Source organism: Photobacterium ganghwense (genome assembly GCF_017329545.1).
GTDB classification, from domain to species: Bacteria; Pseudomonadota; Gammaproteobacteria; order Enterobacterales; family Vibrionaceae; genus Photobacterium; species Photobacterium ganghwense.
The window spans coordinates 791,653-818,513 of sequence record NZ_CP071325.1; the positions used below are offsets into that span (position 1 = coordinate 791,653).

18 protein-coding genes are annotated in these 26,861 nt (G+C 51.5%); 9 read left to right on the plus strand and 9 right to left on the minus strand.

Annotated elements, in window-relative coordinates:
- Nucleotides 1–269: 269 nt before the first annotated feature.
- Complete coding sequence (locus FH974_RS03995; RefSeq protein ID WP_047887401.1) at nucleotides 270–770, minus strand: YfbU family protein; 501 nt, start codon at nucleotides 768–770, stop codon at nucleotides 270–272.
- Nucleotides 771–1,045: 275 nt separating this feature from the next.
- Between FH974_RS03995 and FH974_RS04000 the strand changes: the two genes are divergently transcribed.
- The gene (locus tag FH974_RS04000; RefSeq protein WP_047887400.1) at nucleotides 1,046–1,690 is read left to right on the plus strand and encodes an energy-coupling factor ABC transporter permease; all 645 of its coding nucleotides are present in this window, start codon (nucleotides 1,046–1,048) and stop codon (nucleotides 1,688–1,690) included.
- Between the two features lie 184 nt (nucleotides 1,691–1,874).
- Here the strand turns inward: FH974_RS04000 and FH974_RS04005 are convergent, their stop codons facing one another.
- Nucleotides 1,875–3,629 (minus strand): formate--tetrahydrofolate ligase, encoded by a 1,755-nt coding sequence (locus FH974_RS04005; RefSeq protein ID WP_047887399.1) that lies wholly within the window; start codon nucleotides 3,627–3,629, stop codon nucleotides 1,875–1,877.
- A gap of 266 nt (nucleotides 3,630–3,895) precedes the next feature.
- Nucleotides 3,896–5,380 carry a formate transporter FocA gene (gene focA / locus FH974_RS04010; RefSeq protein ID WP_047887397.1) on the minus strand — a complete coding sequence of 495 codons (1,485 nt, stop codon included), beginning with the start codon at nucleotides 5,378–5,380 and terminating at the stop codon, nucleotides 3,896–3,898.
- Between the two features lie 207 nt (nucleotides 5,381–5,587).
- On the opposite strand from focA, the gene FH974_RS04015 reads away from it, so the two are divergent.
- On the plus strand, nucleotides 5,588–6,493 hold the full coding sequence (locus FH974_RS04015) for a LysR substrate-binding domain-containing protein (RefSeq protein WP_047887396.1): 906 nt from the start codon (nucleotides 5,588–5,590) through the stop codon (nucleotides 6,491–6,493).
- A 1,593-nt stretch (nucleotides 6,494–8,086) separates the two neighbouring features.
- On the opposite strand, the gene pflA is transcribed toward FH974_RS04015, so the two are convergent.
- Nucleotides 8,087–8,830: a pyruvate formate lyase 1-activating protein gene (pflA, locus tag FH974_RS04020; protein WP_047887395.1), complete on the minus strand. Its 744-nt coding sequence runs from the start codon at nucleotides 8,828–8,830 to the stop codon at nucleotides 8,087–8,089.
- Between the two features lie 428 nt (nucleotides 8,831–9,258).
- On the opposite strand from pflA, the gene FH974_RS04025 reads away from it, so the two are divergent.
- Entirely contained in the window at nucleotides 9,259–10,878 is a 1,620-nt protein-coding gene (locus FH974_RS04025; RefSeq protein ID WP_047887394.1) for a methyl-accepting chemotaxis protein, read from the plus strand.
- A gap of 111 nt (nucleotides 10,879–10,989) precedes the next feature.
- On the opposite strand, the gene pflB is transcribed toward FH974_RS04025, so the two are convergent.
- The 3 genes from pflB to ycaO form a co-directional block, all read right to left on the minus strand.
- Complete coding sequence (pflB, locus tag FH974_RS04030) at nucleotides 10,990–13,266, minus strand: formate C-acetyltransferase (protein ID WP_047887393.1); 2,277 nt, start codon at nucleotides 13,264–13,266, stop codon at nucleotides 10,990–10,992.
- 213 nt (nucleotides 13,267–13,479) lie between these two features.
- Complete coding sequence (locus FH974_RS04035) at nucleotides 13,480–14,994, minus strand: DUF3360 family protein (RefSeq protein ID WP_047887392.1); 1,515 nt, start codon at nucleotides 14,992–14,994, stop codon at nucleotides 13,480–13,482.
- A gap of 508 nt (nucleotides 14,995–15,502) precedes the next feature.
- Nucleotides 15,503–17,263 (minus strand): 30S ribosomal protein S12 methylthiotransferase accessory factor YcaO, encoded by a 1,761-nt coding sequence (gene ycaO, locus FH974_RS04040; RefSeq protein WP_047887391.1) that lies wholly within the window; start codon nucleotides 17,261–17,263, stop codon nucleotides 15,503–15,505.
- 308 nt (nucleotides 17,264–17,571) lie between these two features.
- Between ycaO and FH974_RS04045 the strand changes: the two genes are divergently transcribed.
- Both FH974_RS04045 and FH974_RS04050 read left to right on the plus strand, forming a co-directional pair.
- Entirely contained in the window at nucleotides 17,572–18,942 is a 1,371-nt protein-coding gene (locus FH974_RS04045; RefSeq protein WP_207103496.1) for a M20 family metallopeptidase, read from the plus strand.
- On the plus strand, nucleotides 18,939–20,426 hold the full coding sequence (locus FH974_RS04050; protein ID WP_047887389.1) for a YfcC family protein: 1,488 nt from the start codon (nucleotides 18,939–18,941) through the stop codon (nucleotides 20,424–20,426). Before FH974_RS04045 ends, FH974_RS04050 begins: the two co-directional genes overlap by 4 nt.
- A 196-nt stretch (nucleotides 20,427–20,622) precedes the next feature.
- Here the strand turns inward: FH974_RS04050 and FH974_RS04055 are convergent, their stop codons facing one another.
- A complete protein-coding gene (locus FH974_RS04055; protein WP_242551850.1) occupies nucleotides 20,623–22,182 on the minus strand; it encodes an ABC transporter substrate-binding protein in 1,560 nt (519 codons plus the stop codon).
- A gap of 508 nt (nucleotides 22,183–22,690) precedes the next feature.
- On the opposite strand from FH974_RS04055, the gene FH974_RS04060 reads away from it, so the two are divergent.
- The 4 genes from FH974_RS04060 (at nucleotide 22,691) to FH974_RS04075 (ending at nucleotide 25,824) form a co-directional block, all read left to right on the plus strand.
- Nucleotides 22,691–23,461 carry an ABC transporter ATP-binding protein gene (locus FH974_RS04060; RefSeq protein WP_047887388.1) on the plus strand — a complete coding sequence of 257 codons (771 nt, stop codon included), beginning with the start codon at nucleotides 22,691–22,693 and terminating at the stop codon, nucleotides 23,459–23,461.
- Between the two features lie 82 nt (nucleotides 23,462–23,543).
- Entirely contained in the window at nucleotides 23,544–24,320 is a 777-nt protein-coding gene (locus FH974_RS04065; RefSeq protein WP_047887387.1) for an ABC transporter substrate-binding protein, read from the plus strand.
- An 83-nt stretch (nucleotides 24,321–24,403) separates the two neighbouring features.
- On the plus strand, nucleotides 24,404–25,144 hold the full coding sequence (locus FH974_RS04070; protein ID WP_047887386.1) for an ABC transporter permease: 741 nt from the start codon (nucleotides 24,404–24,406) through the stop codon (nucleotides 25,142–25,144).
- A 2-nt stretch (nucleotides 25,145–25,146) separates the two neighbouring features.
- On the plus strand, nucleotides 25,147–25,824 hold the full coding sequence (locus tag FH974_RS04075) for an ABC transporter permease (RefSeq protein WP_047887385.1): 678 nt from the start codon (nucleotides 25,147–25,149) through the stop codon (nucleotides 25,822–25,824).
- Between the two features lie 377 nt (nucleotides 25,825–26,201).
- Here FH974_RS04075 and grxB read toward each other — a convergent pair whose 3' ends face one another.
- Nucleotides 26,202–26,852 carry a glutaredoxin 2 gene (gene grxB / locus FH974_RS04080; RefSeq protein WP_047887384.1) on the minus strand — a complete coding sequence of 217 codons (651 nt, stop codon included), beginning with the start codon at nucleotides 26,850–26,852 and terminating at the stop codon, nucleotides 26,202–26,204.
- Nucleotides 26,853–26,861: the final 9 nt, after the last annotated feature.

Below are 26,861 nucleotides of genomic sequence, written 5' to 3' on the forward strand. Positions count from 1 at the left end.
GGATTGGGGTATATATACTCGTTAACGGGCGTTAAGAATAGCGGAATTGAATTTGATTGTTTCGAATTATTAAAGGTTTAGCGGTTTTTTTGTTGGTTATGTCTCACCCTGGGTCAAAAACAACTCAAAAGAGAAAAAATTATTGTTTGTGATCACAGTTTAAGGCTTGGAGCGTGGAGGTCGCGTGAGGCACAGGGATCAATAGCGGGCAAATGGCAGACAGCCGGGACAAGCCCGGCTGCGGAGAGAGCAAACGTGAGCGAGGTGGCTCAGGCGTTCTGAATCTGCTGGATTTCTGTTACTGACAGGTGGTACTGACGCGGGCAGTTACGCCAGGTTTGCAGCATACGCTGGTATTTTGCCAGCATGGGTACCTGACTGTTGAACATGTGCAGGGCTTTATCAAACTGTGGATACAGGCCTTCTTCTTCGGTTAGGAAGCGGACATAGTGCACCAGTTGTGCTTCGGTGGCGGCATCGAAACCCAGGAACTGCAGACGACGTTCGTCGACCTGGCCCTGATTTTCACCTGCCAGCATTTTGTAGGATTCCTGCATCGCGTGGTACATCTCCATGAAGTCGATGACCTGGCGGCAATCCTGCTCTGACAGTTCACCGAAGTCTTTGTCCAGCTCCCGCATCTGCAGGCCATAGCCACGTTCAACAATGGTTTGCAGGCGGCGGTACTTGGCGGCATGTGTCGGATCTAACTGCGACATCAGGAAGTACTGGTTAGATAGGATCAGGCGTTGTGCGTTTGTCATTTCCATAATGAAAGCCTTTATTGTGTCTTTGAGCTGTCATTGAGATTAGCAGGTTGGCAGTAAAAAAAATTGATCTGGTTTCGCTACAACTGTGAAAAATTGCGAAAATCGGTTAACGAGATGACATCTGCCCCTCGGGTAGGAACAACAGGGAAGGCTGAGTGGCATTTCCTTCAATAAAATCATGGCATATGGCTGGCGTCGGATGGTTTTTTTTGTCTTGCGGCACGCCAGGCCGGTGCCAGTCTGGAATCAGGAAAACACAGAAGGATGTGGTGACAATGACGGGGTTACAATGGGTAGGACTGGCGGGCTGGCTGGGGTTTCTGGCGGCTTTTTTTCCGCGGGAATTCTGGCCGAAGTTTAAACAGGAAAAAGATTACCAGCACTGGGTGCTTGCCAGTGTGGTGGTGTTGTTTCTGCTCTGGAGTCTGAGAGCCGGGCTGACGGACGGCCTGAAAGTACATTTTCTGGCGCTGACTATCCTGACCCTGTGCCATGGTTGGCGAATTGCCTGTCTGATAGGTGTGGCTCCTTTGCTGTTACTGGCCGGGTTCGGGTTGCTGCCACTGGCGGACATCGGGTTGTACGGCCTGACCGGAGTGACTTTGCCGGTGCTGGTCAGTTATGGTCTGTTTGCCCTGACTTACCGGTATCTGGCCCATCATCTGTTTGTCTATATCTTTGTCGGCGCGTTCATCAATGCGGCTCTGACTATGATTGCCCATATGGTGCTGACCAGTGGCTGGATTGCCCTCAGCAGTATCTTCAGCTGGTCATACATAGTGGAGAATTATCTGGTTCTGATGCCGTTGCTGTTGTTCCCTGAAGCCCTGATTAACGGGATGGCAATTACACTGCTGGTGGTTTACCGGCCGGAATGGGTGCGAACTTTCCATGACAGTGATTACCTGGATCGCCGCTGACTGAGCGTGCGTCGCCAGCGCAGCTACGGTCAATGGAAAGTACTCTACAAGTCTCACACCAGTGTTTGCGGGTGTGAGACTTGATCCTGGATAGAGGTTAAGGGAATGCGGCTAGGAATACCGCGTTTTTACCTCTGCCTCTATCACTATCTATGGCAGTCGCACTGCAGGCGAGTGAGACGGTTCAGCTCAGGCCGATGATATGGCCGTTTTCATCAATATCCAGTGCCATGTAGGCAGGCTTTTCCGGCAGCCCCGGCATGGTCATGACATTCCCGCACAAGGCATACACGAAGCCAGCTCCGGCGCACAGTTTCAGCTCTCGCACCGGGAGGACAAAATGACTGGGCGCACCTTTCAGGCTTGGATCGTGACTGATCGACAGCGGCGTTTTTGCCATGCACACCGCCAGGTTATCGTGCCCCTGAGCCTTAAAGGCGGCGAGCTGGTTTTGCGCCAGTGGCGACAGCTCAATGCCGCTGGCACCGTAACCGACTTCTGCCACAGCCATGAGCTTCTCTTCCAGCGGCTGGCCGAGGTGGTACAACGGGCGAAATTGCGCTGGATGCGCACATGCCCGAATCACGGCATCCGCCAGTTCAGCGGCACCGTCACCGCCTTTGCCAAAGGCTTCGCTCACTGCAACCTCGACATGGGTTGAAAACGAAGTGTTTGCGACCATGGCTTTGAGCTGCTCCAGTTCGGAGTCGGTATCCTGCGGGAAGCGGTTAATTGCCACAACTACCGGCACGCCGTACTTGGCGGCGTTATTGATGTGCCATTGCAGGTTGGCAAAACCGGCGGTTAACGCATTTTCATCCGGTGCGAAAATGGCGTCCGGCAGTGCTTGCCCCGGGCGCAGATCGTACAGGCCAGAGTTAGCTTTCAGGCCGCGCAATGTGGCAACCACGACCGCACAATCGGGACCACGACCGGCTTGCTGTGCTTTGATATTGCAGGCTTTCTCAAACCCCATATCAGAGCCGAAGCCCCCTTCAGTAACGGTAAACTCGGTCAGCTTGAGAGCAATGCGGTCGGCCAGAATGGAGGAGTTGCCGTGGGCAATGTTGGCAAATGGCCCGGCATGGATCAGCGTCGGGACACCTTCAAGAGTCTGCATCAGGGTCGGCTCAATGGCTTCGCATAATGTCACCGCCATGGCACCGGCCACCTGCAGATCATCCGCGGTGATGGGCTGACCGTCAATGTCATATGCCAACACGATCCGGCCAATACGCTGGCGCATGTCCGCCAGATCGCGGGACAGAGCCAGAATGGCCATCAGCTCAGAAGCGGCTGAAATATCAAAGCCGTCTTCGCGCTCAATGCCGTTAATGGTTTTTCCCGGTTCATTCTTGCCCACAGTGACCATGCGCAGGGCGCGATCGTTATGATCCATGACCCGCTTCCAGACTATGCGCTGGACGTCGATGCGCAGGGCGCGCAGGCTGGTTTTCTCGGTAAACCCGTCATAGCCATGACGGCTTTCATGGTACAGGCGGGCATCCAGCGCCGCCGCGGCCAGATTGTGCGCGGCGGTAACTGCGTGAATATCACCGGTCAGGTGCAGATTGAGTTTTTCCATCGGGGCAACTTGGCTGTAACCGCCCCCGGCGGCTCCGCCTTTGACTCCAAACACCGGCCCCATGGATGGCTGACGAATACAGGCCATCACTTTTTTGTGCCGTTTGGCCAGTCCTTGCGCCAGTCCGATGGTGGTGACAGTTTTGCCTTCTCCCAGCGGCGTGGGGGTGATTGCGGTGACCAGAACCAATTTCCCTTCCGGCTGATTTGCCAGTCGGTTGAGTACGGAGGGCTTCACCTTGGCTTTCAGGGTGCCTTGTGGAGTTAAGTCTTCCGGATGCAGTCCGGCACGTCGGGCCACATCATCGATAGGGGAAAGTGGGGTTTCGCGGCAGATCTCAATATCATTTTTCATGGTCAGCCATCACCTCGCTGGAAGTTGGGAATGTTGTCGATTCTATCATTTATAGAAAGGCAATCGTTTGCGTGCGGGTTATACCACAATAATATCATGCCTATGTATCTTTTTTACGGTGTAAGTGCGGTGATTTTGATGTGCGGCAAATTTCAGTACCTTGCCAAAACCAGGGCGACGGGGGAGGTTGGAAGGGAAATGGCAGCAAAGGCGACAAACAAAAAACAGGCCAGCTGAGAGCTGGCCTGTGAGTAAGAGATTGATACTCAGGCAGTTTCGACTTGTGCGGAGACTTCTTCGGAAGCGTCACTGTGATCCGTCACTGCACGAAGCTGACCGTATACCGGACGCAGCGCCTGGACAATTTCCTTACGGGTGATCAGGCCAACCAGCTGGTCGTCCTCTACAACCGGGTAGATATGCGGACGGCTGACATTCATGGTCCGTGCCCGCTCATTGAGTGACAGGCTGGTCAGTTGGGTCGCAATACCGCTGCTGGAAACCGGGTACAGGATATTTTTGTCGATACTCATGTATTCCGCGATTTCCAGAATGGAGTTGTCCGGGCTGACGGTCTGGATTTCATGGCGCATCAGATCCTGCACTTTGCTTTCCTGATCCGGCATGTAGTCATTGCACCACAGGTCAACCAGCGCATCATGCAGGGAGAAGAACCCCACCAGACGTTCGTCGCTGGTTAATACCGGTGCACCGGACAGGTCTTCACGCAGCAGTAAATCCAGCGCGGTAGCCACCGGCATTCCTGGTGCCAGAGTGAGAGGGGCAGGGTGCATGTGGTCTTTGACCAGTAAGTTATCGTTGAGCATATCAGAGTCCATTTGTAAGTTGTTGTGGGCTGAAAAATCCGGACGAATCAGAGTGGCGGAAGCCAGCGCCGGTTGCGGAGAGTGGTAAATCGCCCAGTAGCTGAGCCCGACCAGTACTCCTCCGCCGACGATATTCCCCAAGGTGACCGGGATAAGATTGGCAAAGATAAAGTTGTAAACAGTGAGATCGGCGTAGTGCTCGGGAGCAACGCCCAGGTTGGTCCAGAACGAAGCCGGTGCCAGCTGCTGAATGGTGATCCCAAGCGGAACCATGAACATATTGGCGACGCTGTGCTCAAACCCGGTGCTGACGAACATGGCTACCGGCAGAACCAGCATGGCCATTTTGGTCATCATGTTGTTGGAGCAGAATGTCATCCAGACTGCCAGGCATACCAGCAGGTTACATAGTACCCCCAGTGCGAATGCCTCCGCTGGCTGATGGTGCAACTTGTGCTGAGCGATATTCAGGGCATTGAGTCCCCATTGGCCGCCGTCGAGCTGATACAGGCTACCCATGGTGACCAGCAGCAGTAACAACATGGCACCGATGAAGTTGCCGAAGTACACCTTCCCCCAGGTACTCAGCATTTTGTGGGTGCTGATGTGACGGTTGGCGCGGGCGATAGAAGAAAGCACGGTACTGGTAAACAGCTCGCCGCCGCAGATAACCACCAGAATCAGGCCGAGGCTGAATGCCAGTCCGCCGAACAGACGGTTGATGCCCCAGTTAATTGCCTGGTTTCCGGTCGTGACCGTGATGTAAAACACGAAAGCCAATCCGATGAAGACACCAGCGGTTACCGCCAGAGCAACGGTGGTGTGCGTCGGCTTGGATGCTTTGCCGACGGCATAAGCCTCCGCTTGCTTCATCATCTCTTTCGGATTGAAGTTGGTGTTGTTGGATGAGGATGCTATTGCCATATTGCACCTCCTCCGTGGCGTCGTGGACGCACAGTGACTGCGTGATGCAGAGTTGATAACGTCACATTTCCTCCTGGTTGTGAATGTAGACTGCAGGCAGGATAGGTCGCGCGTAATACTTGAGTAAAATTGATAATTTCTTTAACCCTTATCACTAATGTTGATATTCTAGAGGGTGTATACAGGCAGATTTGCGAAGAGGATGGAATGCGCTACTCACTGAAACAGCTGGCCGTATTTGAAGAGGTGGCCAATACCCGCAGCGTCAGCAAAGCCGCGGAAAACCTGGCTCTGACTCAGTCCGCTGCCAGTATGGCGTTGTCACAGCTGGAAAAATTGCTTGGACGGCCATTGTTTGAACGGCAGGGGAAACAGATGGCGCTGACTTACTGGGGCGCCTGGCTGCGCCCACGAGCCAAACAACTGCTGTTTGATGCCCAGCAAATCGAGCTGGGGTTTTATGACCAGCACATTGTCAGTGGCGAGATCCATGTGGCGGCCAGCCAGACCGCGGCCGAGCACCTGCTACCTGATCTTATCAGTATGATAGATAAAGACTTTCCCGAATTGCGTATCCAGCTTAGCGTCAGCAATGCCCAGAAAGTTATTGATCGGGTCCGTAATTACGAGTGTGAGCTGGGTATTATTGAAGGGCGTTGTGATGACAGCCGGGTCGAGCAGGAAGTCTGGTGCCATGACCACCTGGTCATTATCGCTTCCAAATATCACCCCTACGCCAAACTGGAAACGGTCAGCCTGGCACAGCTGGAGCAGGCTAAATGGGTATTGCGCGAGCAAGGTGCAGGTACCCGAAAGAGCTTTGAAAGTGCGATTCACGGGGTGATTGATGATCTGGATGTGTGGCGGGAGTATGAGCAAATACCGGTGTTACGGACGCTGGTGATGAATGGCCCTTACCTTAGCTGCCTCCCATATTTGGATGTGGTGAAGCACATTGAGCGCGGTGAGCTGGTGGCACTGAAGGTACCGGAACTGAATATGCGCCGGACGTTATCTTTTATCTGGCGAGCGGATTCGATTGAAAACCCACTGCGGGAATGCATTCGGCGGGAAGCGATCCGGATGATGAAGGACCGTAAAATGGAGATGTAGGCCTGAAATGGCCATATTGGCTCAGCTTATATCATTAAAACTGATGTTAATTTTCAGGAAAACTTATACTCAATTACGAGCATATAAAGGGTTGTGTCGCTATTAATGGCAATTTCATTATGGATATTGCATTGAAAAAACATGTTTTTTCGTAATGTTTCCATCATGTACTGCTGATTCTGTTTAAAAACACTCTTCTGATGACAAAATGAAGGAAGTTTTCTTTATCAATTTAGCTGATTCATTTGTTAGATATATTAGATATGCATTTGAGTGATTAGTGTGCGGTTTAGTGGTTGTAAGGGGGCAATTTTGCGGCGCACTCTAAGTGGCTTTGCCACTCTTTGAAGCATTGCTTAGGTGTTAATGGTCGTTTGTCCTTTGGTATTTTTGCTCTTTCCACAGAAGTTGCCCTTGAGGACCAATTAAGTTTCCATCTTTGAGAAGACAACATTTAACAGCTGAGTTTCTTTGAATACCAGACCGATATTGAGTCTGAGCCAGCTTCCCATGTTCGATTTTCTCAACAATCGCTAGTTTGAAGGCGAGGGCGTTTGAGGTGGGTAATGATAGGTGGTTAGATTAGCTGTTATCATCAAGCCAATCTAACCAAGGGTGACCTTTCAGCTTTTTGTTTTATCATCAAGGCATTTAGGAATATGAATAACATCAGCTAAATGCTTCTTTTTAACTTTGGCTAAAATTTCACGTGACCTCTGCTTAATTTTCCTCTGCTTTTCCTTTGAATAGTCATTCACAGCTTTTGGTGCTTACCACATACAGTGCAGCGATAGAGTGCTTTATAAGAAAAGCGTTGAAAAAAATTACGTTTAATACGTACCCAATTATGATTAGCGCATTCCATGCTTCACCTCTCCTACAGACATCACTGAAATGTACCTGTAAGTATGAGAGGTTGCTCCCAAAAAATTCAGCTATTGAGATTCCGGTCAATAAATGGGAGGGTATATTTGATTGGCGTTATGAATAGTTTATTTTACTGTCTAAATAAGTGGGCTGGTAAATAAAAAATAAATACATTCAATAAGTTGCTAACAGATTCTGGGGGCTGGTGCTTTTATTGACCCATATTAAATATTGATTAAAATTTATGATTGTTGATATGGAAGTAGTTTAATAATGGGCGATTTTCGCTATGCCTGGTGTCTATCGCATCTTGCTGTGTGACATTGGTAGCTGCTAACACAAATAATCCGCATGTTCTTTCCACCAGAGAGTCTTAATCCCTTGCTCTGAGTAATTACAGCCATTCATTAGAGCCAAGTTTACTCTTCTACGGCTGACTTTAAACGTTCATCCATCTTTATTTTACCTCCCAAATAAAGCCATTTATCTAGTCACTTGCGACTCATCGACACGACTAAAAAGACGCCCTCTCTTTGTGAACGTTAATTGCTTGTTTTTACAGTGGCTTTAATCTTCTGTCTGGCCATGTGAACCTGTGTTCAGGACGGGACAGGAGAGAAAAAAGAGGGAGAGCATTAGCTCTCCCTCTGTTGTTTGAGATGACTTATTCAGCAACGTGGTGTTTGACTGGCTGAGGTTCACCACAATTCAAGGTCAGGCTTAGCCTTAGTACATGACCTTCGCGTTGGTGTAGCTGCTGATCACCGCTTTGACGTTTTCCATAACCTCTTTCGATGGCGGATTCACACCGGCCAGCGGGTATTCCAGCCCCATGGCTTCCCACTTGTGGGCACCCAGTTGGTGATACGGCAGCAGTTCCACTTTTTCAATGTTGTCCATATCCTGGATGAATTCACCCAGTAAGCGGGCAGAGCGTTCGTCGTCGGTAAAGCCCGGTACCACCACGTAACGGATCCAGGTTTTTTGCCCACGTTGTTGCAGGTAGCGGGCAAAGTCCAGTACGCGTTTGTTTGGTACGCCAACCAGATTCTGGTGGATGTCATCGTCCAGGTGTTTCAGATCCAGCATGACCAGATCTGTAGCATCCAGCACATCATCGATCACCTGTGAATGCTTGCGAATATAGCCGTTGGTATCCAGACAGGTATGAATTCCCTCTGCCTGAGCGGCGCGGAAAAAGTCGCGGATAAATTCTGGTTGCAGCATAGCTTCGCCGCCGGAGGCCGTCACGCCGCCACCTGAGGCATTCATGAAGTGACGGTAAGAACGGGCTTCTGTCATCAGCTCGTCAACGGTGATTTCCTTGCCTTCATGTAAGTCCCATGTATCCCGGTTATGGCAATACTGGCATCGCATCAGGCAGCCTTGCATGAAAACGATGAAACGGATACCTGGTCCATCAACGGTTCCGCAGGATTCGAAAGAGTGAATTCGGCCTTTAACTGGCATAGTGAAGCTTCTCCGCAAGGGATGTGTTTACGTGTCATTTTATTACAAAAAGACACGCTTAAATAGCAATAAACGCATAAAAACTGTAAGGATAATTCATTTTCATTCCCTTCTTAAAGTCTACACCCAGCCTGGCTTTCCGGCCTGCGGAAAAACCGCGTCAGCTCTCATGTTCACGTATTCGAAATGTAATCAAAAAGCTCGAGATGATCCCGTTTATAAACAAAATATTCACATCTGAGGTGCGAATTGCGGCGTTAATCGCATCAAACTGATTGCATAAAGATTATCCTTTAAATAACAACATCTTTCATGGGGTTTCATCCCCCTTGATGGCCGGATATGAGACGCTGCCGGGCAACGCGCTGGTGCAATCTGGATGATAAATGTAAGTGAGTTGTAACCGTGGAGTGGGAACAAGGAGAGATATGATCAACTTTAGCAACCTGTCGGTCAGAAATAAGCTGGTGGCGCTAATTGTCTGCGCCATTATTTTGCAAGTCAGTGTCAGTCTGTATGACATGATTGAGCAGAAAAAAGCGGCGTATTTTGAACGTAAAGCCTCGCTCAAAAGCCAGGTGGAACTGGCCGTTGACATGATTAATTATTATGCCGCGCAGCAGGGAACTCTGGGAGAACAGCTGGCCCAGCAGCAGGCAATTGCGATGATCAATGCCGTGCGCTATGACAGCAGCAACTATTTCTGGATCATGCAGCCTGATCTGACAATCGTAAACCACCCGTTGAAGCCGGAGCTGAACGGAACCTCTGCCCGTCAGCTGACCGATGCGGCGGGAAAGTATCACTGGCAGGAGATGGTCACGGCCAGCCAGCATGGCGGTGACGGGTATCTGGAATACAGCTGGCGATCGCCAGCCGGGCAGATCGAACCTAAAGTATCTTACGTAGCGCGTTACCCGACCTGGAACTGGATCATCGGAACCGGTGTGCACGTCAAAGATATCGAAGATGATTTCATGGCCTCGGCTGTCAAATCCGGCGGTCTGGCACTGCTGGCAACGCTGGTGCTGATGAGCTTCGGGTACGTCATCAGCAACAATATCTCCAGACCGCTCGCTGGGTTGGTGAAAAAATTTGATGCCCTGGCTGAGGGTGATTTGCGGGTGCATTTCAACGACGATCGCCGTGACGAAATCGGGATGTTGTCGCAGCGCATGGACACGGCGGTCGGGACGATTCGCCAGGCACTGAAGGCCGCGAATACCTCAGCGATGCAGTCTTCTCAGATGGCGAGCACCATTGCCTCGGCTACTGAGCAAAGTGCGCAAAGTATTCAGTCGCAGCATGTTCAGCTGGAGCAACTGGCAACAGCAATGAATGAGATGACTGCGACCGTAGCTGAAGTGGCCAGCCATGCTGAAAAAACGGCCAGTATGACTGACAGGATTGCGGAAAAAGCGACGCTCAGCAACGCGCAGCTTGAAGAAAACACCAGCCATATCCGCCAGGTCGCCGATCAGATCACAGAGGCCAGTCAGCGGGTTGATGCTCTTAAGCAGGGCGTCGGCCAAATACGCGACATGGCCGATGTGATTCGCGGCATTTCTGAGCAAACCAATTTGCTGGCACTGAATGCCGCAATCGAAGCGGCACGTGCTGGCGAACAGGGCCGGGGATTTGCTGTCGTTGCTGATGAAGTGCGAACACTGGCACAACGTACCCAGCGCTCAACGGAAGAAATTCAGGTGACGGTCGATGCGTTAACCCGCGGGGCCTTTGAAACCGCAGAGGCGATGAAAGCCAGCCATGAAAGCAGCCATCAAAGTGTTGAGAATGCGCTGGAAACCCAGCGGCAGTTACAGGTGATGGTGGAAGAACTGTATCAGTCGAATGAGCAGGTGGCACAAATTGCCGCCGCCGCAGAACAGCAGGAAATCGTGTCTGAAGATATTAACCGTAATGTCAGCAGTATTCATCTGTCGGCCAACGAAGTGAATGCAGCGGCGCAGCATCTGGCCAAAGAGAGTCAGAGTTTGGCGGAAACGTCGGATGATTTGGCGCACCAGTTACAGCACTTCAAGGTGTAATTCGGCGATCTCAACAGCAAAAAAGCGTTCACCAAAAAAAACAATAAAAAAGCCGGTTATAAACCGGCTTTTTCGTTTTCACCGGAGCCTGAATGCAGGCTCCGACCAGTCTTACAGAGACTGAGTGAATGTACGTGCGATAACGTCTTGTTGCTGTTCAGCCGTCAGAGAGTTAAAGCGTACAGCGTAACCCGATACACGGATAGTCAGCTGTGGGTACTTCTCTGGGTGCTTAACGGCATCTTCCAGGGTTTCACGGTTCAGTACGTTAACGTTCAGGTGCTGACCGCCTTCGATACCAGACTCGTGGTGGAAGTAACCATCCATCAGACCCGCCAGGTTTGCTTTCTGAGTATCAACATCTTTACCCAGTGCGTTTGGCACGATAGAGAAGGTGTATGAGATACCGTCTTTCGCATCAGAGAATGGCAGTTTACCAACTGAAGTCAGAGAGGCTACTGCACCTTTCTCATCACGGCCGTGCATTGGGTTTGCACCTGGAGCAAATGGCGCGCCTGCACGACGACCGTCTGGCGTGTTACCTGTTTTCTTACCGTATACCACGTTTGAAGTGATAGTCAGGATTGACTGAGTTGGCTCAGCATTGCGGTAAGTGTTCAGCTTACGGATCTTGTTCATGAAGGTTTCAACAAGTTCGCAAGCGATGTCATCAACGCGTGCATCGTTGTTACCGAATTTCGGATAGTCGCCTTCGATTTCGAAGTCAATAGCGATACCGTCTTCGTCACGAACTGGTTTCACTTTCGCGTACTTGATCGCAGACAGGGAGTCAGCAGCTACAGACAGACCTGCGATACCACATGCCATAGTACGTTTCACGTCACGATCGTGCAGCGCCATCAGAGCCGCTTCGTAGCTGTACTTGTCGTGCATGAAGTGGATAGCATTCAGGGCAGTCACGTACTGCTTCGCCAGCCAGTCCATGAAGTGATCCATGCTGTTCCAAACAGTGTCGAAGTCCAGCACTTCATCAGTGATCTTCGGCATCTGAGGACCAACCTGCATCTTCAGCTTCTCATCCACACCGCCGTTGATGCTGTACAGCATGGTTTTCGCCAGGTTCGCACGGGCACCGAAGAACTGCATTTGCTTACCAACAATCATTGGCGATACACAACATGCGATTGCGTAGTCGTCAGACTCGAAGTCTGGGCGCATCAGGTCGTCGTTTTCGTACTGGATTGAAGACGTATCGATAGATACCTTCGCACAGAAACGCTTGAAGCCGTCAGGCAGCTGCTCAGACCACAGTACAGTGATGTTTGGCTCCGGAGATGGACCCATAGTGTACAGGCTGTTCAGGAAGCGGAAGTTAGTACGAGTTACCAGAGTACGGCCGTCAAGACCCATACCGCCCATAGATTCTGTTGCCCAGATTGGGTCACCAGAGAACAGTTCATCGTACTCAGGAGTACGCAGGAAGCGAACCATACGCAGCTTCATCACGAAGTGGTCGATCATTTCCTGAGCTTGTTCTTCATTGATCTTACCGGCTTCGATATCACGTTGGATGTACACGTCTAGGAACGTAGAAGTACGACCCAGTGACATTGCTGCACCGTTCTGAGATTTAACCGCAGCCAAGTAACCGAAGTAAGTCCACTGGATAGCTTCTTGAGCCGTTTCTGCTGGGCGAGAAATATCACAACCGTATTTCGCAGCCATGGTTTTCATCTGGCCTAGCGCGCGGTGTTGTTCTGCAATTTCTTCACGCAGTTGCATGGTCATTTGCAGATCTTCGCCGTTTTCGAATTTTTCCTGCAGAGACGTGAACTGAGCCAGTTTGTCTTTCATCAGGAAGTCGATACCGTACAGTGCAACACGACGGTAGTCACCGATGATACGACCACGGCCGTAAGCATCTGGCAAACCAGTCAGAACACCAGACTTACGACAAGCCAGAATTTCTGGTGTGTAGATGTCGAATACGCCGGCGTTGTGCGTTTTGCGGTATTCAGTAAAGATTTTCTTCACCATCGGATCCAGTTCGCGATCATACGCTTTGCACGAACCTTCAACCATGCGGATACCACCGTTAGGAATGATGGCACGCTTCAGCGGCGCATCAGTCTGCAGACCAACGATAGTTTCCAGATCTTTGTTGATGTAACCCGCGTCGTGAGCAGTGATGGTAGAGATAACAGAAGTATCGAAATCAACAGGTGCGTGAGTAGAGTTTTCCTGTTTGATGCCTTCCATTACTTTAGCCCAAAGCGATTTAGTCGCTTCAGTACCTTCAGAAACCAGGAAAGACTCATCGCCTTCATATGGCGTGTAGTTCTTCTGAATGAAGTCACGTACGTTTACTTCGTTCTGCCAATCACCCGCAGTGAAACCTTCCCAAGCTTTAGCAAATTGCTCTGCCATGACATACCTACCTTTTTAGTAGAAAAAACACGTACTGAGTCGGCTGTTGAGCCCGCCTGCCCGTATGGGGCAACAGTACACTTTGAACAATAATACGGATAACCAATGCATCGTGCTGAAACGGTTGTGTCGGTTATTCGTATTGGTGCTCTTACTTCCCGTTAATGTGAGTGGGTTCTGAGAGGGGCAGTGCAGGCACTGCCCCTGTCTCAATTATAGTAACGCCGGAATACCGTATTGGCCTTCAAGCATGCCGACTGCCAGCATGGCAACCAGACAGATAATCAGTGCGCCTGCCGGAATGACGACTTTATCGATCATAGACAGTTTTGTGGCACGTTCTTTGTTCCCAATCAAACCGTTGTTATCTAGTAGCATGGTCAGGGCCCAGGCCAGAACCGGGTTAGTCACCATCGCTGCAAAGACACAGATACCAGCTGCTTGTGAATCTTTCGTGTCTTTCACCATCTGCACACCTGCTTCCAGCAGTGGCAGGAATACCCCTACCAGCAGCGCGATACGCATTACTGGTGGCCACACGGCAACGTCCATCGGGAAGCCCAGAATCGCTACGATGATACAGAAGCTGCCTAGCAGGATAGCACCCGCCGGGATTGGACGCTTCGCGATACCTGCCGGAATAATGTAAGTACCCCAGGAAGACGTAATGTTACAGCCACCTACAGCAGTACCGACCATCTGACGCAGTGAACAGGTTGTCATGGTGTCGTCCACGTCCATCAGTACGCGGTCAGTGCCTTTCGGGTAGTTCAGTTCCTGGAAGATACGGTGACCCAGGAAGTCCGGAGACCACATAGCAACCGCCAGAATCGCGAATGGCAGAGAGGCGATGAAGTGCTGCAGATTCGGCAGACCCAGCATCCAGCCATGTTCAGTGCTGCCCCACCAGTAAACCGGGTTCAGGTTAGGCAGGCCGGTTTCTGTTTCAAACACCAGGTCGAAGCCCGCGCCCAGAGCCAGTGAGACAAACAGACCGGTTACCGCACATGCCGGAATCGCCAGCCAGCGTTTGTTCACTTTCGCCAGGTAGGCGTACAGAATAACGTTGACCGCCAGCACCACCAGGCCAATGTAGCCCAGGCTGCCTTTTGCGACATCGGCACTTTCCAGCCCCACGGCCCATGACTGAATGTCGCTGATTTGGCTCATGGCACCGGTAAAACCAAGGAATATCAATAAGCCGCCGGCCACCCCTTCACTGGTTAGGTTAACCAGTTTGGAGCCCCCTTTAAAATAGCTCAGCAGCAAACCAAATACACCGATCAGAATGGCCAGCGCCAGAGGGTGGGCACCCGCCAGAGCAATTGTACCGATCAGTGGAATCATTGGACCGTGGTTACCGGCCAGGTTAGCGCGAGGGTTGAAGAATCCGGAAGCAAGAATACAGAACAGCAGGGCGGGGATTAACATTTCGACCCGGGCAACTTCAATGGCGAACGTCTTACCGAGTTCAACATGTTCCCAGGCCGCGCTCAGGCCATCAGCCCAAGACATGGCGACAGACGAGTACATCGCGATAATCGCAATAGTGCCCGCCAGGGCCGGAACCAAATCTTCCAGCTCAAAGCGAAAATCACGACCCGGCAGGTTTAATCCCCAACGGCGAGGTTTCATGATTTTCAGCTCATGATCAAGATAGTCGGAGCGACTAGCGAAGTCAGAAGCAGGGCGGTGGAGCTCCTGGTAACTTCTTTCTTGTGATGACATAAGTGCCTCGTTCTACATTAAAAAATAATTCTTATAATGCTGGTGAATTGTGTTTGCATGACTGCATCGGGATTGTCCCACGCAAGCTGCCATTAAGTGTAATTAACTTTCACCAATTTTGGAGGCAGTGTACCGCTTGCGTCGTTCGGTAAAATTGATCTTGATCAGGCTCACTCAAAAATTGAAAGAAAATAACCAAAAAAAATTGAGTGGTGAGTCGAAATATTGCCGGATATGAAAGAATGTTTATAAAAAAATTGGCCGTGTGAATTAGCTCGCAAAACTAAAAAGCAACAATAACCACTTGATTTCAGTGGTTAATTTTGAGTGAAATACGACATATTTGTGCTACAAATGTGAACGTGGGTGACCGAACGGGCAAGGGGGAAGTCTGTTCATAAAATTCAACTTTAGTTGAGCGGTGAGCAAAAATCAGGCTGAAAAAAAAGTACAAAAATGCCAGCCTGAAGGCTGGCATTGTCGTTAATTCAGCGGCGAAAATAGCGGCTTATTTTTGTGCGTGTGCTTTTTTGGCAGCCTGCAGCTTGTGGTAAGACGCCAGAAGCTTCTGGTGAGCCGGGAACTGCGTCATGCTCAGATCGCCGGCAGTCAGGCCGTGGAAACGAACGGTACCCTCAATGGAGCCCCATGCTGCAGCAACGGTTTCTTCACCAAACATACGTTCGAAGGCCGGCTTGAACTGGGCCGGATCGCGTTCTTCGTCCAGGGCCAGTTTCAGGCTGGCAACCAGGCAGCGGAAGAAGCGGGCGCGTTCTGCGCTGTAGGTAGACACGTTGTAGTCCACACACCAGTTCGCATGCTCCAGCGCCAGCTCCAGATCGCCGCCAGCCAGTGCCAGCAGACACTTCAGCTCACCGATTCGCAGGGTCTGCCATGCATTGCCAGCTTGTGGGACCAAGCCAACAATCTCATACAGACGGTTAAAGTCATCGAAACCTTCTTCTTCCAGAATGTGGAACATTTCGGCGTACTGTTCGGCTTCCCATTCTACTTTTGGCAGGGCCAGCAGGGTTTCGCGCAGCTCCATTGCTACGTTGTTGTTGGCTTCGATCAGCTCTTCAACCGGATAGATCTCAGACCAGCCCGGTACGATGATGCGACAGCAGTCAACGCCCAGATGATCATAGTCGGCGATGTAGGCATCAGTGCCTTCTTCGTGCAGCAGCGCCAGCAGGTGGTTGAACTCTTCTTCTGAGGTGCCGCTGAAGTTCCAGTCTACGAACTCGTAATCGGCATCCGCTTTGAACAGATCCCAGGAGATCAGGCCTGAAGAATCAATGAAGTGGGTTTCCAGGTTGTGGTGATCGCTCACTTCCTCGTTGTCGAATGACGGCTCAGGGAACACGTCCAGATCTTTCAGCCCACGACCCTGCAGCAGCTCGGTCACAGTACGCTCGAAAGCAACTTCAAAGCGCGGGTGAGCACCGAAAGAGGCAAAACAGGTGCTGTTGGTCGGGTTCAGCAGTACCACGCAAATCACTGGGTACTTACCGCCCAGAGAGGCGTCGTAGCAGTAGATAGGGAAACCTTCGGCTTCAAGGGTGTCGATAGATGCCTTGATACCCGGGAAACGCTCTACCACGTGTGACGGGATTTCCGGCAGGCTGATGCGCTCAGCGATGATACGGTTTTTGATCGCACGCTCGAACACTTCAGACAGACCCTGAGTGCGGGCTTCGGTTCTGGTGTTACCGGCAGACATCCCGTTCGAGACGTACAGGTTACCGATGATGTTCATCGGGATGTACACCGTTTCTTTGTCACTCTGGCGCTCAAACGGCAGGCAGCAAATGCCGCGTTTCATGTTGCTCGACTGCAGATCGATCAGATCGGTACCCAGCAGCTCCAGCGTCGGATCGTAGAACTGGGTCAGACGCTCGTCCAGAATGCCTTCCGGCGGCAGGTTTTCTTCCAGATCAACCGGGAACCACTTCTCATTCGGATAATGAACAAACTCGCTGTTGGCGATCGCTTCATCCAGGTAGTAGTCAGCGTAAAAGTAGTTCGTTGACAGACGTTCAAAGTACTCGCCCAGTGCTGAAGCCAGTGCAGCCTTCTTGGTGGCACCTTTACCGTTGGTGAAGTTCATTGGGGCATCCACATCGCGGATGTGAACAGACCACACGTTTGGTACCGGATTCAGCCAAGAAGCTTCTTCAATATTGAAGCCTAGGTCTTTGAGTTTGTTCTGAAAACGCTCGATAGATTCTTCAAGCGCGGCGTCTTTACCCGGAATAAATGTTTTCATTATCGATCTCGTCGAGGATGTTGAGTGGCGCGAAGTATAACCAATTTCAGCGCGGAAAACTAAATGTGATCACTATCAATGATCCCGGCCTCGGTGTGGCAGAAGTTGTTCAGTCTTTGAGCTGTGTCCCACTGTGTCCGGATAAGCAGTGAAAGCTATCACAGATTGCTGGCTATCCCTGTAGCAGAATACCTTGGTCAATAAAGATACAACTAACTGATAATTCTAAATCGAGCTGCCTTTTTGTTGGTTTAGTCGGTACTGGGAATAATAAGCAGACTAAATCAGATGGAGCTGAGAGGGATGCGATGAAAGCCAAAATAGCGACAACAAAAATAGCGACTGCCATTGATGCAATGCGTGACGATTACCTGGCTGCGGTGAAACGCCTGGTGGCCATTCCGAGTGTCTGGCAGGAAGATGACAGCGGGACACCTTTCGGACAACCGATTGATGATTGTCTGGATGCCACTCTGGCACTGTGCCGGGAAATGGGGTTCCTCACCTTCAAGGATCCGGCTGGTTATTACGGCTATGCCGAAATTGGCAGTGGTGAGCAGATGATTGGGGTTCTGGGGCACCTTGATGTTGTACCAACCGGTGAGCGTTCGGCCTGGCAATCAGACCCGTTCAGCCCGGAAGTGCGCGACGGCCGTCTATACGGTCGCGGCACGCAGGACGACAAAGGGCCGACGCTGGCCGCACTGTTTGCGGTCAAAGCCTTGCTGGACAGCGGGGTACAGCTCGAAAAACGGGTACGTTTTATTTTCGGAACGGACGAAGAAACCCTGTGGCGCTGCATTGATCGTTATCTGGCCAAGGAAGAAGTGCCGCAGTGCGGGTTCACCCCGGACTCTGCCTTTCCGCTGATTCACGCGGAAAAAATGCTGATTCAGGCTTGGTTACATGGGCCGGGTGATCCGCTGATTGAACTGGCCTGTGACGGGGCGCTGAATGCGGTGCCGGAGCTGGCACGCTATGAAGGTCCGCTGTGGGAAGAGTTGGCCGCCAAGCTCGATGAACTGGGGTATGACTTTACCGCAGAAGATGCCGAGGTGGTGGTGTTCGGCAAGGCGGCGCATTCGGCCTCGGCCGATACTAAGGGAGTCAATGCCATTGCCCGCCTGTGCCTGGCATTGCGCCAGTTGGGTGAAACCCATCCGGCTGTGAAGTTGATTGCCGAACAGATTGGTGAGGATGCTAATGCCCGGGAAATTTTTGGCCCGGTGGAGGATGTCAGCGGTCGGCTGACCTGTAATGTGGCCAAGCTGACAATTACACCAGAGCACAGCCGTATCGGATTGGATATCCGGGTTCCCGTCACTTTCAGCAAAGCCGACTATGATACGGATATACAGGCCGTTGCCGAACAGTATGGCCTGCGATACGAAGAGTTTGATGTGCTGCCCTCTCTGTATATGCCTGCTGACAGCCCGGTAATCACTGCCCTGATGGATGCGTATCAGGCCGTGAGCGGTGATATGGACAGCTTGCCGATGACGTCCGGCGGTGCGACGTATGCCCGGGCGATTCCGAATTGTGTCGCGTACGGGGCGATTTTCCCGGGGCGTGACAAGGTAGAGCACATGCCTGATGAGTACCTGATCATTGATGACATGATGCAGGCCATGAAGGTGTATGCCGAGGCAATCTATCGTTTGCAGGGAGTGGCGTTATGACAACAACAACGACTGAGGCTGGCAATATGAAACGTAAGTTTTCCATGCCGACTGTATATACCATCCTGTTCATTATTATCGCGCTGGTGGCTGCGCTGACCTGGATCATGCCTGCCGGGAAATATGACTATCTGGTCAATGGCACCGATCAGGTCATTCCGGCGGCGGAGGTACTCAACTACAGCGGCGGCGAACGTCTGCTGCCGATACCGGGTACTTATCAGGAGTTGGAATCGTCCCCGCAGGGGATTGTCGATGTGCTGATGGCCCCGATTAAAGGCTTTCACAAAGCTGTAGATGTGGCGCTGTTCGTGCTGGTGATAGGTGGTTTTCTCGCCGTGACCATGCGTACCGGGGCGATGGATGCCGGGGTGGCCTCGATAGTCCGCCGGTTCCATGGGCGTGAGCAACTGATGATCCCGGTACTGATCTCGCTGTTTGCTCTGGGCGGTTCCACCTACGGGATGGCTGAAGAAACGGTCGCCTTCTGGGCGGTGATCCTGCCGGTCATGGCTGCGGCCGGGTATGACCGGATGGTTGCGGCGGGCATCATTCTGCTGGGATCTGGCGTCGGGGTGCTGGCCTCAACCGTCAACCCGTTTGCAACCGGGATTGCGTCAGGGTTTGCCGGACTGCCGATTGGTGACGGGATTGGCCTGCGCCTGATTCAGCTGGTGATTCTGGTGGTGTTGGCATCCTGGTTTGTCATGCGCTACGCCGCCAGGGTTAAAGCCGATCACGCCTGTTCGGTGCTGGCCGATATCCAGTTTGATGATGAATTCTCCCACATCAGTGAAGATGGCGGTGAATTTACGACCCGTCAGAAGTGGACCATGGCGATCTTCTTTGGTGCGTTTCTGGTGATGATCTACGGTGTGATCCCGTGGGAAGACATGGGCATTACCGCGATTCCGACCCTGTGGTGGTGGTTTGATGAGCTGTCTACGCTGTTTCTGACCGCTGCGATTGTGATTGCGGTGATCAACCGCATGGGGGAAGGAGTGTTTATCAAAACCTTCCTGGAGGGAGCCAAGGATCTGATCGGGGTTGCGTTGGTAGTTGCGGTGGCGCGGGGGATTTATGTGGTCATGGATAACGGTGTGATCATCGATACCATCCTGAACTGGGCGGAAGGTGTGGTTACCGGCCTTTCCTCAGGCGTATTTGTTGTGGTGACCTACTTCGTCCATATCGTGCTGAGCTTCTTCATACCGTCGACTTCCGGTCTGGCGACCGTTTCTATGCCGTTGATGGCTCCGCTGGCCGACTTTTCCGGCATCGGGCGGGATCTGATCATCACCGCGTATCAGTCAGCCAGCGGTTGGATCAATATTTTTGCGCCGACAGCCGGGCATCTGGTAGCGGGGCTGGCGCTGGCCAAAATTCCGTATGAACGTTTCCTCAAGTGGGTGATGCCGTTTGTTATTATGGTGCTGGTGGTTACCGTGATTCTGCTGTTTGTCGGGGCGGCGCTGGCTGCGTAAGCCCACGGAGGAGGTATTTGGTGGATAACGCATCAGCCTGTTCAAATAGTCTTTAAGTAGCAATGTGTTAAGTGGCAATGTGCTAAATACTAACTCTTTAACAATAATGCTTTAAGTCATAGTCTTTAATCAATCACCCTATCCACAACAAGCCCGGACTGAATAGATTCAGCCCGGGCTTGCCTCTTTCTTCGTCTTAGTGTTTCACCGGATGCTCATCACCGGCCTGCCGGGTTTCGGTATCGGTGGCTGTTGGGCGAAGGGCCAGCACATGCAGCAACCGCTCTGGTGCCTGCGGCCAGACCAGCGGACTGGCGACCGGGTTATCTTTGTTGAACCAGCCCGTGAACCGACGGGTGTTGTACTGGTAAAACTGCACGGTGTTGTAGAGCGGCACTGTGATCTGTCGGCTGGCGGTGATATGGCTCAGCTCATGGATGATTGCCAGACGCTGCTTCGCGGTCGGCGCGACCGGGAAGCGGGCCAGCAAGGTATCGATCGCCGGATCCCGGTAATAATGTTTGGCATAGCGGGGATACTGCGGCGCCTGATAGGCGCTGTTGAAGGCCATATCGAAGTACTTAAACGGGGTCGGTCCCTGCGGGTAATTGGTCAGTGCCAGCTGGTAGTCGGCATGGCTGAATCGCTCAGCAAACTCATTGAAGTTCGTCTCAATAGTGCTCACCTTCAGACCGATTTCCCGCAGCATTTCACTGGCAAGCAGTGCCGTGGTATTGAAATCGGTCCAGCCACGAGGCGTCATAATCGTGAGTTCCAGTGGTTTCCCGGACGGCAGGTCACGCCAGCCATCATTGTTCTGGTCCGTCACCTGAATCTGCGCCAGCAAATCACCAGCCAATTGTGGGTTGTAGGTCATGTAGGGCCGGTAGCGCTCCGCTTCAAGCGGATTGGCCCAGCTTTGAAAACGCTCACTCATCCCGGATGCAAAACGGGATGGCTCACCTTGTCCGAAAGTGGCAATGTCGATCATCAACTGGCGCTGAATGGCCATCGAAACGGCCCGCCGGAACGCCAGCTGGTTGAAAACCGCGCGGACTTCCGGATCCTGTGCCCTGAAATTGAACATCAGGCTGATATTGCTGGCCGGTGGCAGCCAGTATTGGAAATCAGGAGAAAGCGAGGCGTAATGCCGTTCGATGTCCGGGATGAAACTGCCGGTCCAGTCAAATTCGCCGGAGGCAATACGCGTGATGAAGTCATCATTATTGGTGACCTTGGGATAGCGCAGGCAGTCAATATGTCGCTCGCTGGCCTGCCAGTATACGGGATTGGCGCACTGGAGGTAGCCGGAGTCACTCAGCGCGTGGATTTCTGTAAAAGGCCCTGTACCGACAGGGACTGGATTGGTGAAGTGTACATAATCGGTCACCGTGCGCCATTGGTGCTCAGGCACTATCGGCAGCAAGACCAGCGTGTATGCGACCAAAGCATTAGGCTTCTTCAGCCGGAAATAGACCTCATACTGTGACCGCTTCTCGATTTTTTGCACCCACTGGTTAATGCCATGGGAATCCAGTTCTGGATATTTTTGCGCAATGGCAAAGGAAAACAGCACATCATCAGCGGTAAAAGGTTTTCCGTCAGACCACTTTACCCCCCGGCGCAAGGTGAAGTGTATCCCTTTTAAATCCGGATCGAGCGCATAGTGGGTGGCTAAACGGTATTCAGGTTTGTTGTTCTGAAGCGTATTAAATATCACCAGTGGCTCAAAAATAAATTCATGCGTTGTAGGCATGCTGGACTTTAAAAAGGGATTGAAATTAGCAGTGATACTGTCTTTGTATTCCGGTACAAGCGTCAGAATGCTCGGGTTTTTGAAGGCTGGTTCTGTGGCGAGAAGGTTGGTTGAAAATAGATTTAAAACAATAAGTAAGGCTGATATCTGAAGCGTGGGCTGGTGCGAAAAAAAACTGCTGAACATGGGTTTACCGGATGATGCTGGTTATGGCGGTATTTTATAAAGATAAGCTACGCCATGTTGCGGGATGGATCAAATACTCTCGAGTCGGGGTTCTTGACTGTTTTATGCGTAAAATGTAATTTTTTATTCTATCATTCGGTAAGTTAATGAAATGTTGCCAAATTGAATGGGTAGTGATACCTTCGAGAAAGTGTTCGAAAAGCAGGCAATCTGTCTACCGTAAAAGTGTAGGTTTTCACCAGAGGCGAAAACCCGCGAACGATGGCAAAAGGTCGGATTTTTTTGGATGTAAGTTGTTCACGGAATACAGGAGTTAGCGCACATGGCAGGTGAAGTGGCGCTTGATGTAAAGGATTTACACAAATCTTTCGGTCAGAATGAAGTCCTGAAAGGGATTTCACTAACTGCCCACCGTGGTGATGTGATTTCTATTATTGGCTCTTCCGGCTCAGGCAAGAGTACTTTTCTTCGCTGTATTAATTTGCTTGAAACCCCGACCCAGGGGGAGATTTGGGTAAACGGCGAACTGATCAAAATGAAAAACAATCGTCAGGGCGAGTACCTGCCGGTTGATGAAAAGCAGGTGCAGCGCATTCGCTCCCGCCTGGCAATGGTGTTTCAGGGATTCAACCTCTGGTCGCATATGACGGTACTGGGCAATGTTATTGAAGCACCGGTTCACGTTCTGGGCGTGCCTAAAGCTGAAGCCATTGAGCGGGCAGAAGCCCTGCTGAAAAAAGTCGGTCTGTATGAGCGTCGTCATTATTACCCCGGTCACCTGTCGGGTGGCCAGCAGCAGCGTGCGGCGATTGCGCGTGCACTGGCCGTTGACCCGGAAGTGATGCTGTTTGATGAACCTACCTCGGCGTTAGACCCGGAATTGGTGGGCGAGGTACTGGGTGTTATGCAGGATCTGGCGCAGGAAGGCCGTACTATGCTGGTGGTGACCCACGAGATGGCTTTCGCTCGTGATGTCTCAAATCAGGTCATGTTTTTACATCAGGGTAAAGTGGAAGAGCAGGGAGAACCTGCAAAATTATTCACTAACCCGGATTCAGAACGTCTGCAACAGTTTATTTCTTCTATATATTGATGGGACAAAACCGGACGGGCAAAGACTTGTCAGGTAATCAGGACAATAACAACAGACAAAGCAAACATAACAGGAGTAGAAGATGAAAAAATGGATTTTGGCCGCTGCTGTCGTTTCAGCACTAGGCGTTACCTCTGCCCAGGCAAAAGAATGGAACACCGTGCGTTTTGGTATTGAAGGGGCTTACCCTCCGTTCAGCTGGACGGAACCAAGCGGTGAACTGAAAGGCTTTGATGTCGACATGGCGAATGCGCTGTGTCAGGAAATGCAGGCGAAATGTAAGATCGTGGCCCAGGACTGGGACGGCATTATTCCGTCACTGCTGGCGCGTAAATATGATGCCATCATCGCGGCGATGTCGATTACCGATGAGCGTAAGAAGAAAGTCGACTTTACCGGTAAGTACGCCCTGATCCCAAATAAGTTCGTGGCGAAGAAAGGCACGGACATTGTGTTCACCAAAGAAGGTCTGAAAGGGGTGAAAGTCGGCGTACAGCGTGCGACTACGCACGACAAATACCTGACGGATAACTACGGTGATGCCGTTGAGATTGTCCGTTACGGCTCGTTTGATGATGCCTACCTGGATCTGAAAGCTGGTCGTATTGCGACAATTTTGGGTGATGCGTCTGCACTTGAAGACGGTCTGCTGAAAAAAGCGGGCGGTGACGACTTCGAGTTTATCGGTCCGTCTCTGACTGATCCGCAGTGGTTCGGCGAAGGCTTCGGGATTGCGGTACGCAAACAGGATAAAGATCTGACCAAGAAACTGGATGAAGCGATCAAATCTCTGCGTGAGAAAGGGATCTACCAGGAAATCGCGTCTAAATACTTCGCTTATGACGTATACGGGCAATAACGCTTAATCACAGAGCAACAGTCCCGGAAGTTTTTGTCTTCCGGGGCTGATTCTCCTCCTGAGTCGTAATAAGGAGCTTCCTTTTGATTGATTTAAAAGGTTACGAATGGTCACTGATGGAAGGGGCTCTGATCACCCTGCAAGTGGCCTTGCTATCTCTCATTTTGGCCATGATTCTGGGGATGGTCGGCGCTCTGGCGAAACTGTCTCCGTACCGTTGGGCGCGTGCTGTTGCCACAACTTACACCACGGTGATTCGTGGTATCCCGGATCTGGTGTTAATGATGCTGATTTTCTTCGGCGGGCAAATGCTGCTCAACGACAGCCTTTATCAGCTCAATGAATCTATCAACAACTTTTTTTCTTCCAGCGATCCTAATCATGAGTGGGCCACTTATCTGCCTGACTATATTGAGATCAGTCCTTTTGTAGCCGGTATTATGACCATTGGCTTCATTTTCGGTGCGTATATGGCCGAAACGTTCCGTGGCGCTATCCTGGCGGTCGACAAGGGCGAACTGGAAGCGGCCAAAGCCTATGGGATGGGCAGTGTGCTGTCATTCCGACGCATTCTGTTGCCTCAGATGATTCGTCACGCCCTGCCGGGATTTGGTAACAACTGGCTGGTGCTGCTGAAAACCACGGCACTGGTGTCTGTTATCGGGCTTGACGACATGGTGCGCAAAGGAGCACTGGCGGCGGGGACAACCCAGATGCCGTTTACCTTCTACATGAGCGTTGCCATTATTTTTCTTGTTTTCACCTCGCTGTCGACCACTGGCCTGAAGTGGGCAGAGCGTAAATTCAGCATTCACACGAGGTAAGTATGGACTTCAGTATTCTGTCTGACTCGTGGCCAATTTATTGGCAGGGTTTTTATACCACCTTTTGGATGGTTGTGGTCGCATTGATCATTGGCTTAATGATTGCGGTGCCTGTCGGGGTAGCGCGTAACAGTCGTCAACCGTTGATTTACGGGCCGGCCTGGGCATTTATTTATTTCTTCCGCGGCACGCCGTTGCTGATCCAGCTCTACCTGATCTACTACGGGCTGAGCCAGCTGATGGATGTGCAGGGGACGTTATGGCAGGAAGCTTGGTTCTGTGCGCTGGTGGCGTTCGTGCTGAACACGGCAGCATATACGGCGGAAATCGTACGTGGCTCAATCAACAGCATGCCGAAAGGGGAAATTGAAGCGGCCAAGGCCTACGGTATGAGTCAGTGGCAGGCGTTCAGCCGCATTATCCTGCCGAGCTCACTGCGCCGTGCATTGCCGGCTTACAGTAACGAAGTGATCTTCATGCTGCACGGCTCGGCCGTCGCCGGGATTGTGACCATCGTGGATTTGACCGGTGCCGCGCGTATTGTTAACTCCCGTTACTATGCGCCGTTTGAATCGTACCTGTTTGCCGGAATGTGCTATATGGTTCTGACGTTCACGATTCTGTGGTGTTTCCGTAAAATGGAAGGACGTTGGATGCGTCACATGCGCGCCCTGTCGTGATGTGAACTTTATCGTAAGGTGATCGTTATCGTGGTTGAGTTTTGTGGGATATGAGGTTCGTCTGTCACACGAAGGCGGTACCTTAACTGGGAGTCAGTCACCCACATCACAGCTAATCAAAAAGCGCCGGGATGAATTCATCCCGGCGCTTTTTTGGATCGGATGGTTCAAGCTGGAAGGTCAGGCGTTTGGTTCTGACCGCGTGAATAGTGTTTCCGTTCGGTTTCCAACATGACGAATGGCGTTGTTCCCCTCACTGAATCTCACTACATTTCACGGCTTTTCACTTCACTTCAATTTACTTAGCCTTACCTCACCGTATTTCGCTATTCTCTCAATCTCAATCTCAATCTCAATCTCAATCTCAGCGGAAGCCGTTAAACCGCCACATCGTCGTACAGTGCAATGCCGGTCAGTGCCGCCACTTCCTCAATGTACTGACGTACACGAGGCGGGAACTGAATCCCTTTCACTACAGTCAGGTTACGCAGTGACGGGAACAGGTTGACGTCATCGTAGCTCAGCAGATTGTGGCGTTCAGACGGCAGTACCAGCCAGTCCAGCAGGCCGAATGAAGCATTGACCTTCGCCAGGTTTTCTTCTGTCTGGGCAAACGCGGTGTCGAAGTCCTGCTCCAGCATTGCGGATTTATTTTTCGTAAACCAGGCTTTGGCTTCCTGACATTGGAATTCCGGCAGGTCAATCATCATCCAGCGCGGGTAGAGCAGGCGGCTGGTATAAGGCCGGGAGGCTTCCGCCCACGCAGCGATATTGTGATCCTGACTACCGGTAGCCAGTTGTGGATTGCCGTCCCAATTATCCAGATAAGCGGCGATGTCCAGGCTTTCTGCCATGTAACTGCCGTCTTCTTTTTGCAGGATAGGGACCAGGTTTGCCCCCACTTTTTCTATTCGGGCGTCGACATCGTGGTTTTGCAGGTAAACCCGCTCGATGCTGAGCTTTTTCAGCCCTGCGACCATCATGGCTTTGATACAGAACGGGCAGTGGTCGAACACAAACAGTTTCATGGTTGCTCC

What these genes read in the sequence shown, in the direction of transcription:
- FH974_RS03995 (WP_047887401.1), bottom strand. Translation starts at nt 770, where the DNA reads ATGGAAATGACAAACGCACAACGCCTGATCCTATCTAACCAGTACTTC.
- FH974_RS04000 (WP_047887400.1), top strand. Translation starts at nt 1,046, where the DNA reads ATGACGGGGTTACAATGGGTAGGACTGGCGGGCTGGCTGGGGTTTCTG.
- FH974_RS04005 (WP_047887399.1), bottom strand. Translation starts at nt 3,629, where the DNA reads ATGAAAAATGATATTGAGATCTGCCGCGAAACCCCACTTTCCCCTATC.
- focA (WP_047887397.1), bottom strand. Translation starts at nt 5,380, where the DNA reads ATGGCAATAGCATCCTCATCCAACAACACCAACTTCAATCCGAAAGAG.
- FH974_RS04015 (WP_047887396.1), top strand. Translation starts at nt 5,588, where the DNA reads ATGCGCTACTCACTGAAACAGCTGGCCGTATTTGAAGAGGTGGCCAAT.
- pflA (WP_047887395.1), bottom strand. Translation starts at nt 8,830, where the DNA reads ATGCCAGTTAAAGGCCGAATTCACTCTTTCGAATCCTGCGGAACCGTT.
- FH974_RS04025 (WP_047887394.1), top strand. Translation starts at nt 9,259, where the DNA reads ATGATCAACTTTAGCAACCTGTCGGTCAGAAATAAGCTGGTGGCGCTA.
- pflB (WP_047887393.1), bottom strand. Translation starts at nt 13,266, where the DNA reads ATGGCAGAGCAATTTGCTAAAGCTTGGGAAGGTTTCACTGCGGGTGAT.
- FH974_RS04035 (WP_047887392.1), bottom strand. Translation starts at nt 14,994, where the DNA reads ATGTCATCACAAGAAAGAAGTTACCAGGAGCTCCACCGCCCTGCTTCT.
- ycaO (WP_047887391.1), bottom strand. Translation starts at nt 17,263, where the DNA reads ATGAAAACATTTATTCCGGGTAAAGACGCCGCGCTTGAAGAATCTATC.
- FH974_RS04045 (WP_207103496.1), top strand. Translation starts at nt 17,572, where the DNA reads ATGAAAGCCAAAATAGCGACAACAAAAATAGCGACTGCCATTGATGCA.
- FH974_RS04050 (WP_047887389.1), top strand. Translation starts at nt 18,939, where the DNA reads ATGACAACAACAACGACTGAGGCTGGCAATATGAAACGTAAGTTTTCC.
- FH974_RS04055 (WP_242551850.1), bottom strand. Translation starts at nt 22,182, where the DNA reads ATGCCTACAACGCATGAATTTATTTTTGAGCCACTGGTGATATTTAAT.
- FH974_RS04060 (WP_047887388.1), top strand. Translation starts at nt 22,691, where the DNA reads ATGGCAGGTGAAGTGGCGCTTGATGTAAAGGATTTACACAAATCTTTC.
- FH974_RS04065 (WP_047887387.1), top strand. Translation starts at nt 23,544, where the DNA reads ATGAAAAAATGGATTTTGGCCGCTGCTGTCGTTTCAGCACTAGGCGTT.
- FH974_RS04075 (WP_047887385.1), top strand. Translation starts at nt 25,147, where the DNA reads ATGGACTTCAGTATTCTGTCTGACTCGTGGCCAATTTATTGGCAGGGT.
- grxB (WP_047887384.1), bottom strand. Translation starts at nt 26,852, where the DNA reads ATGAAACTGTTTGTGTTCGACCACTGCCCGTTCTGTATCAAAGCCATG.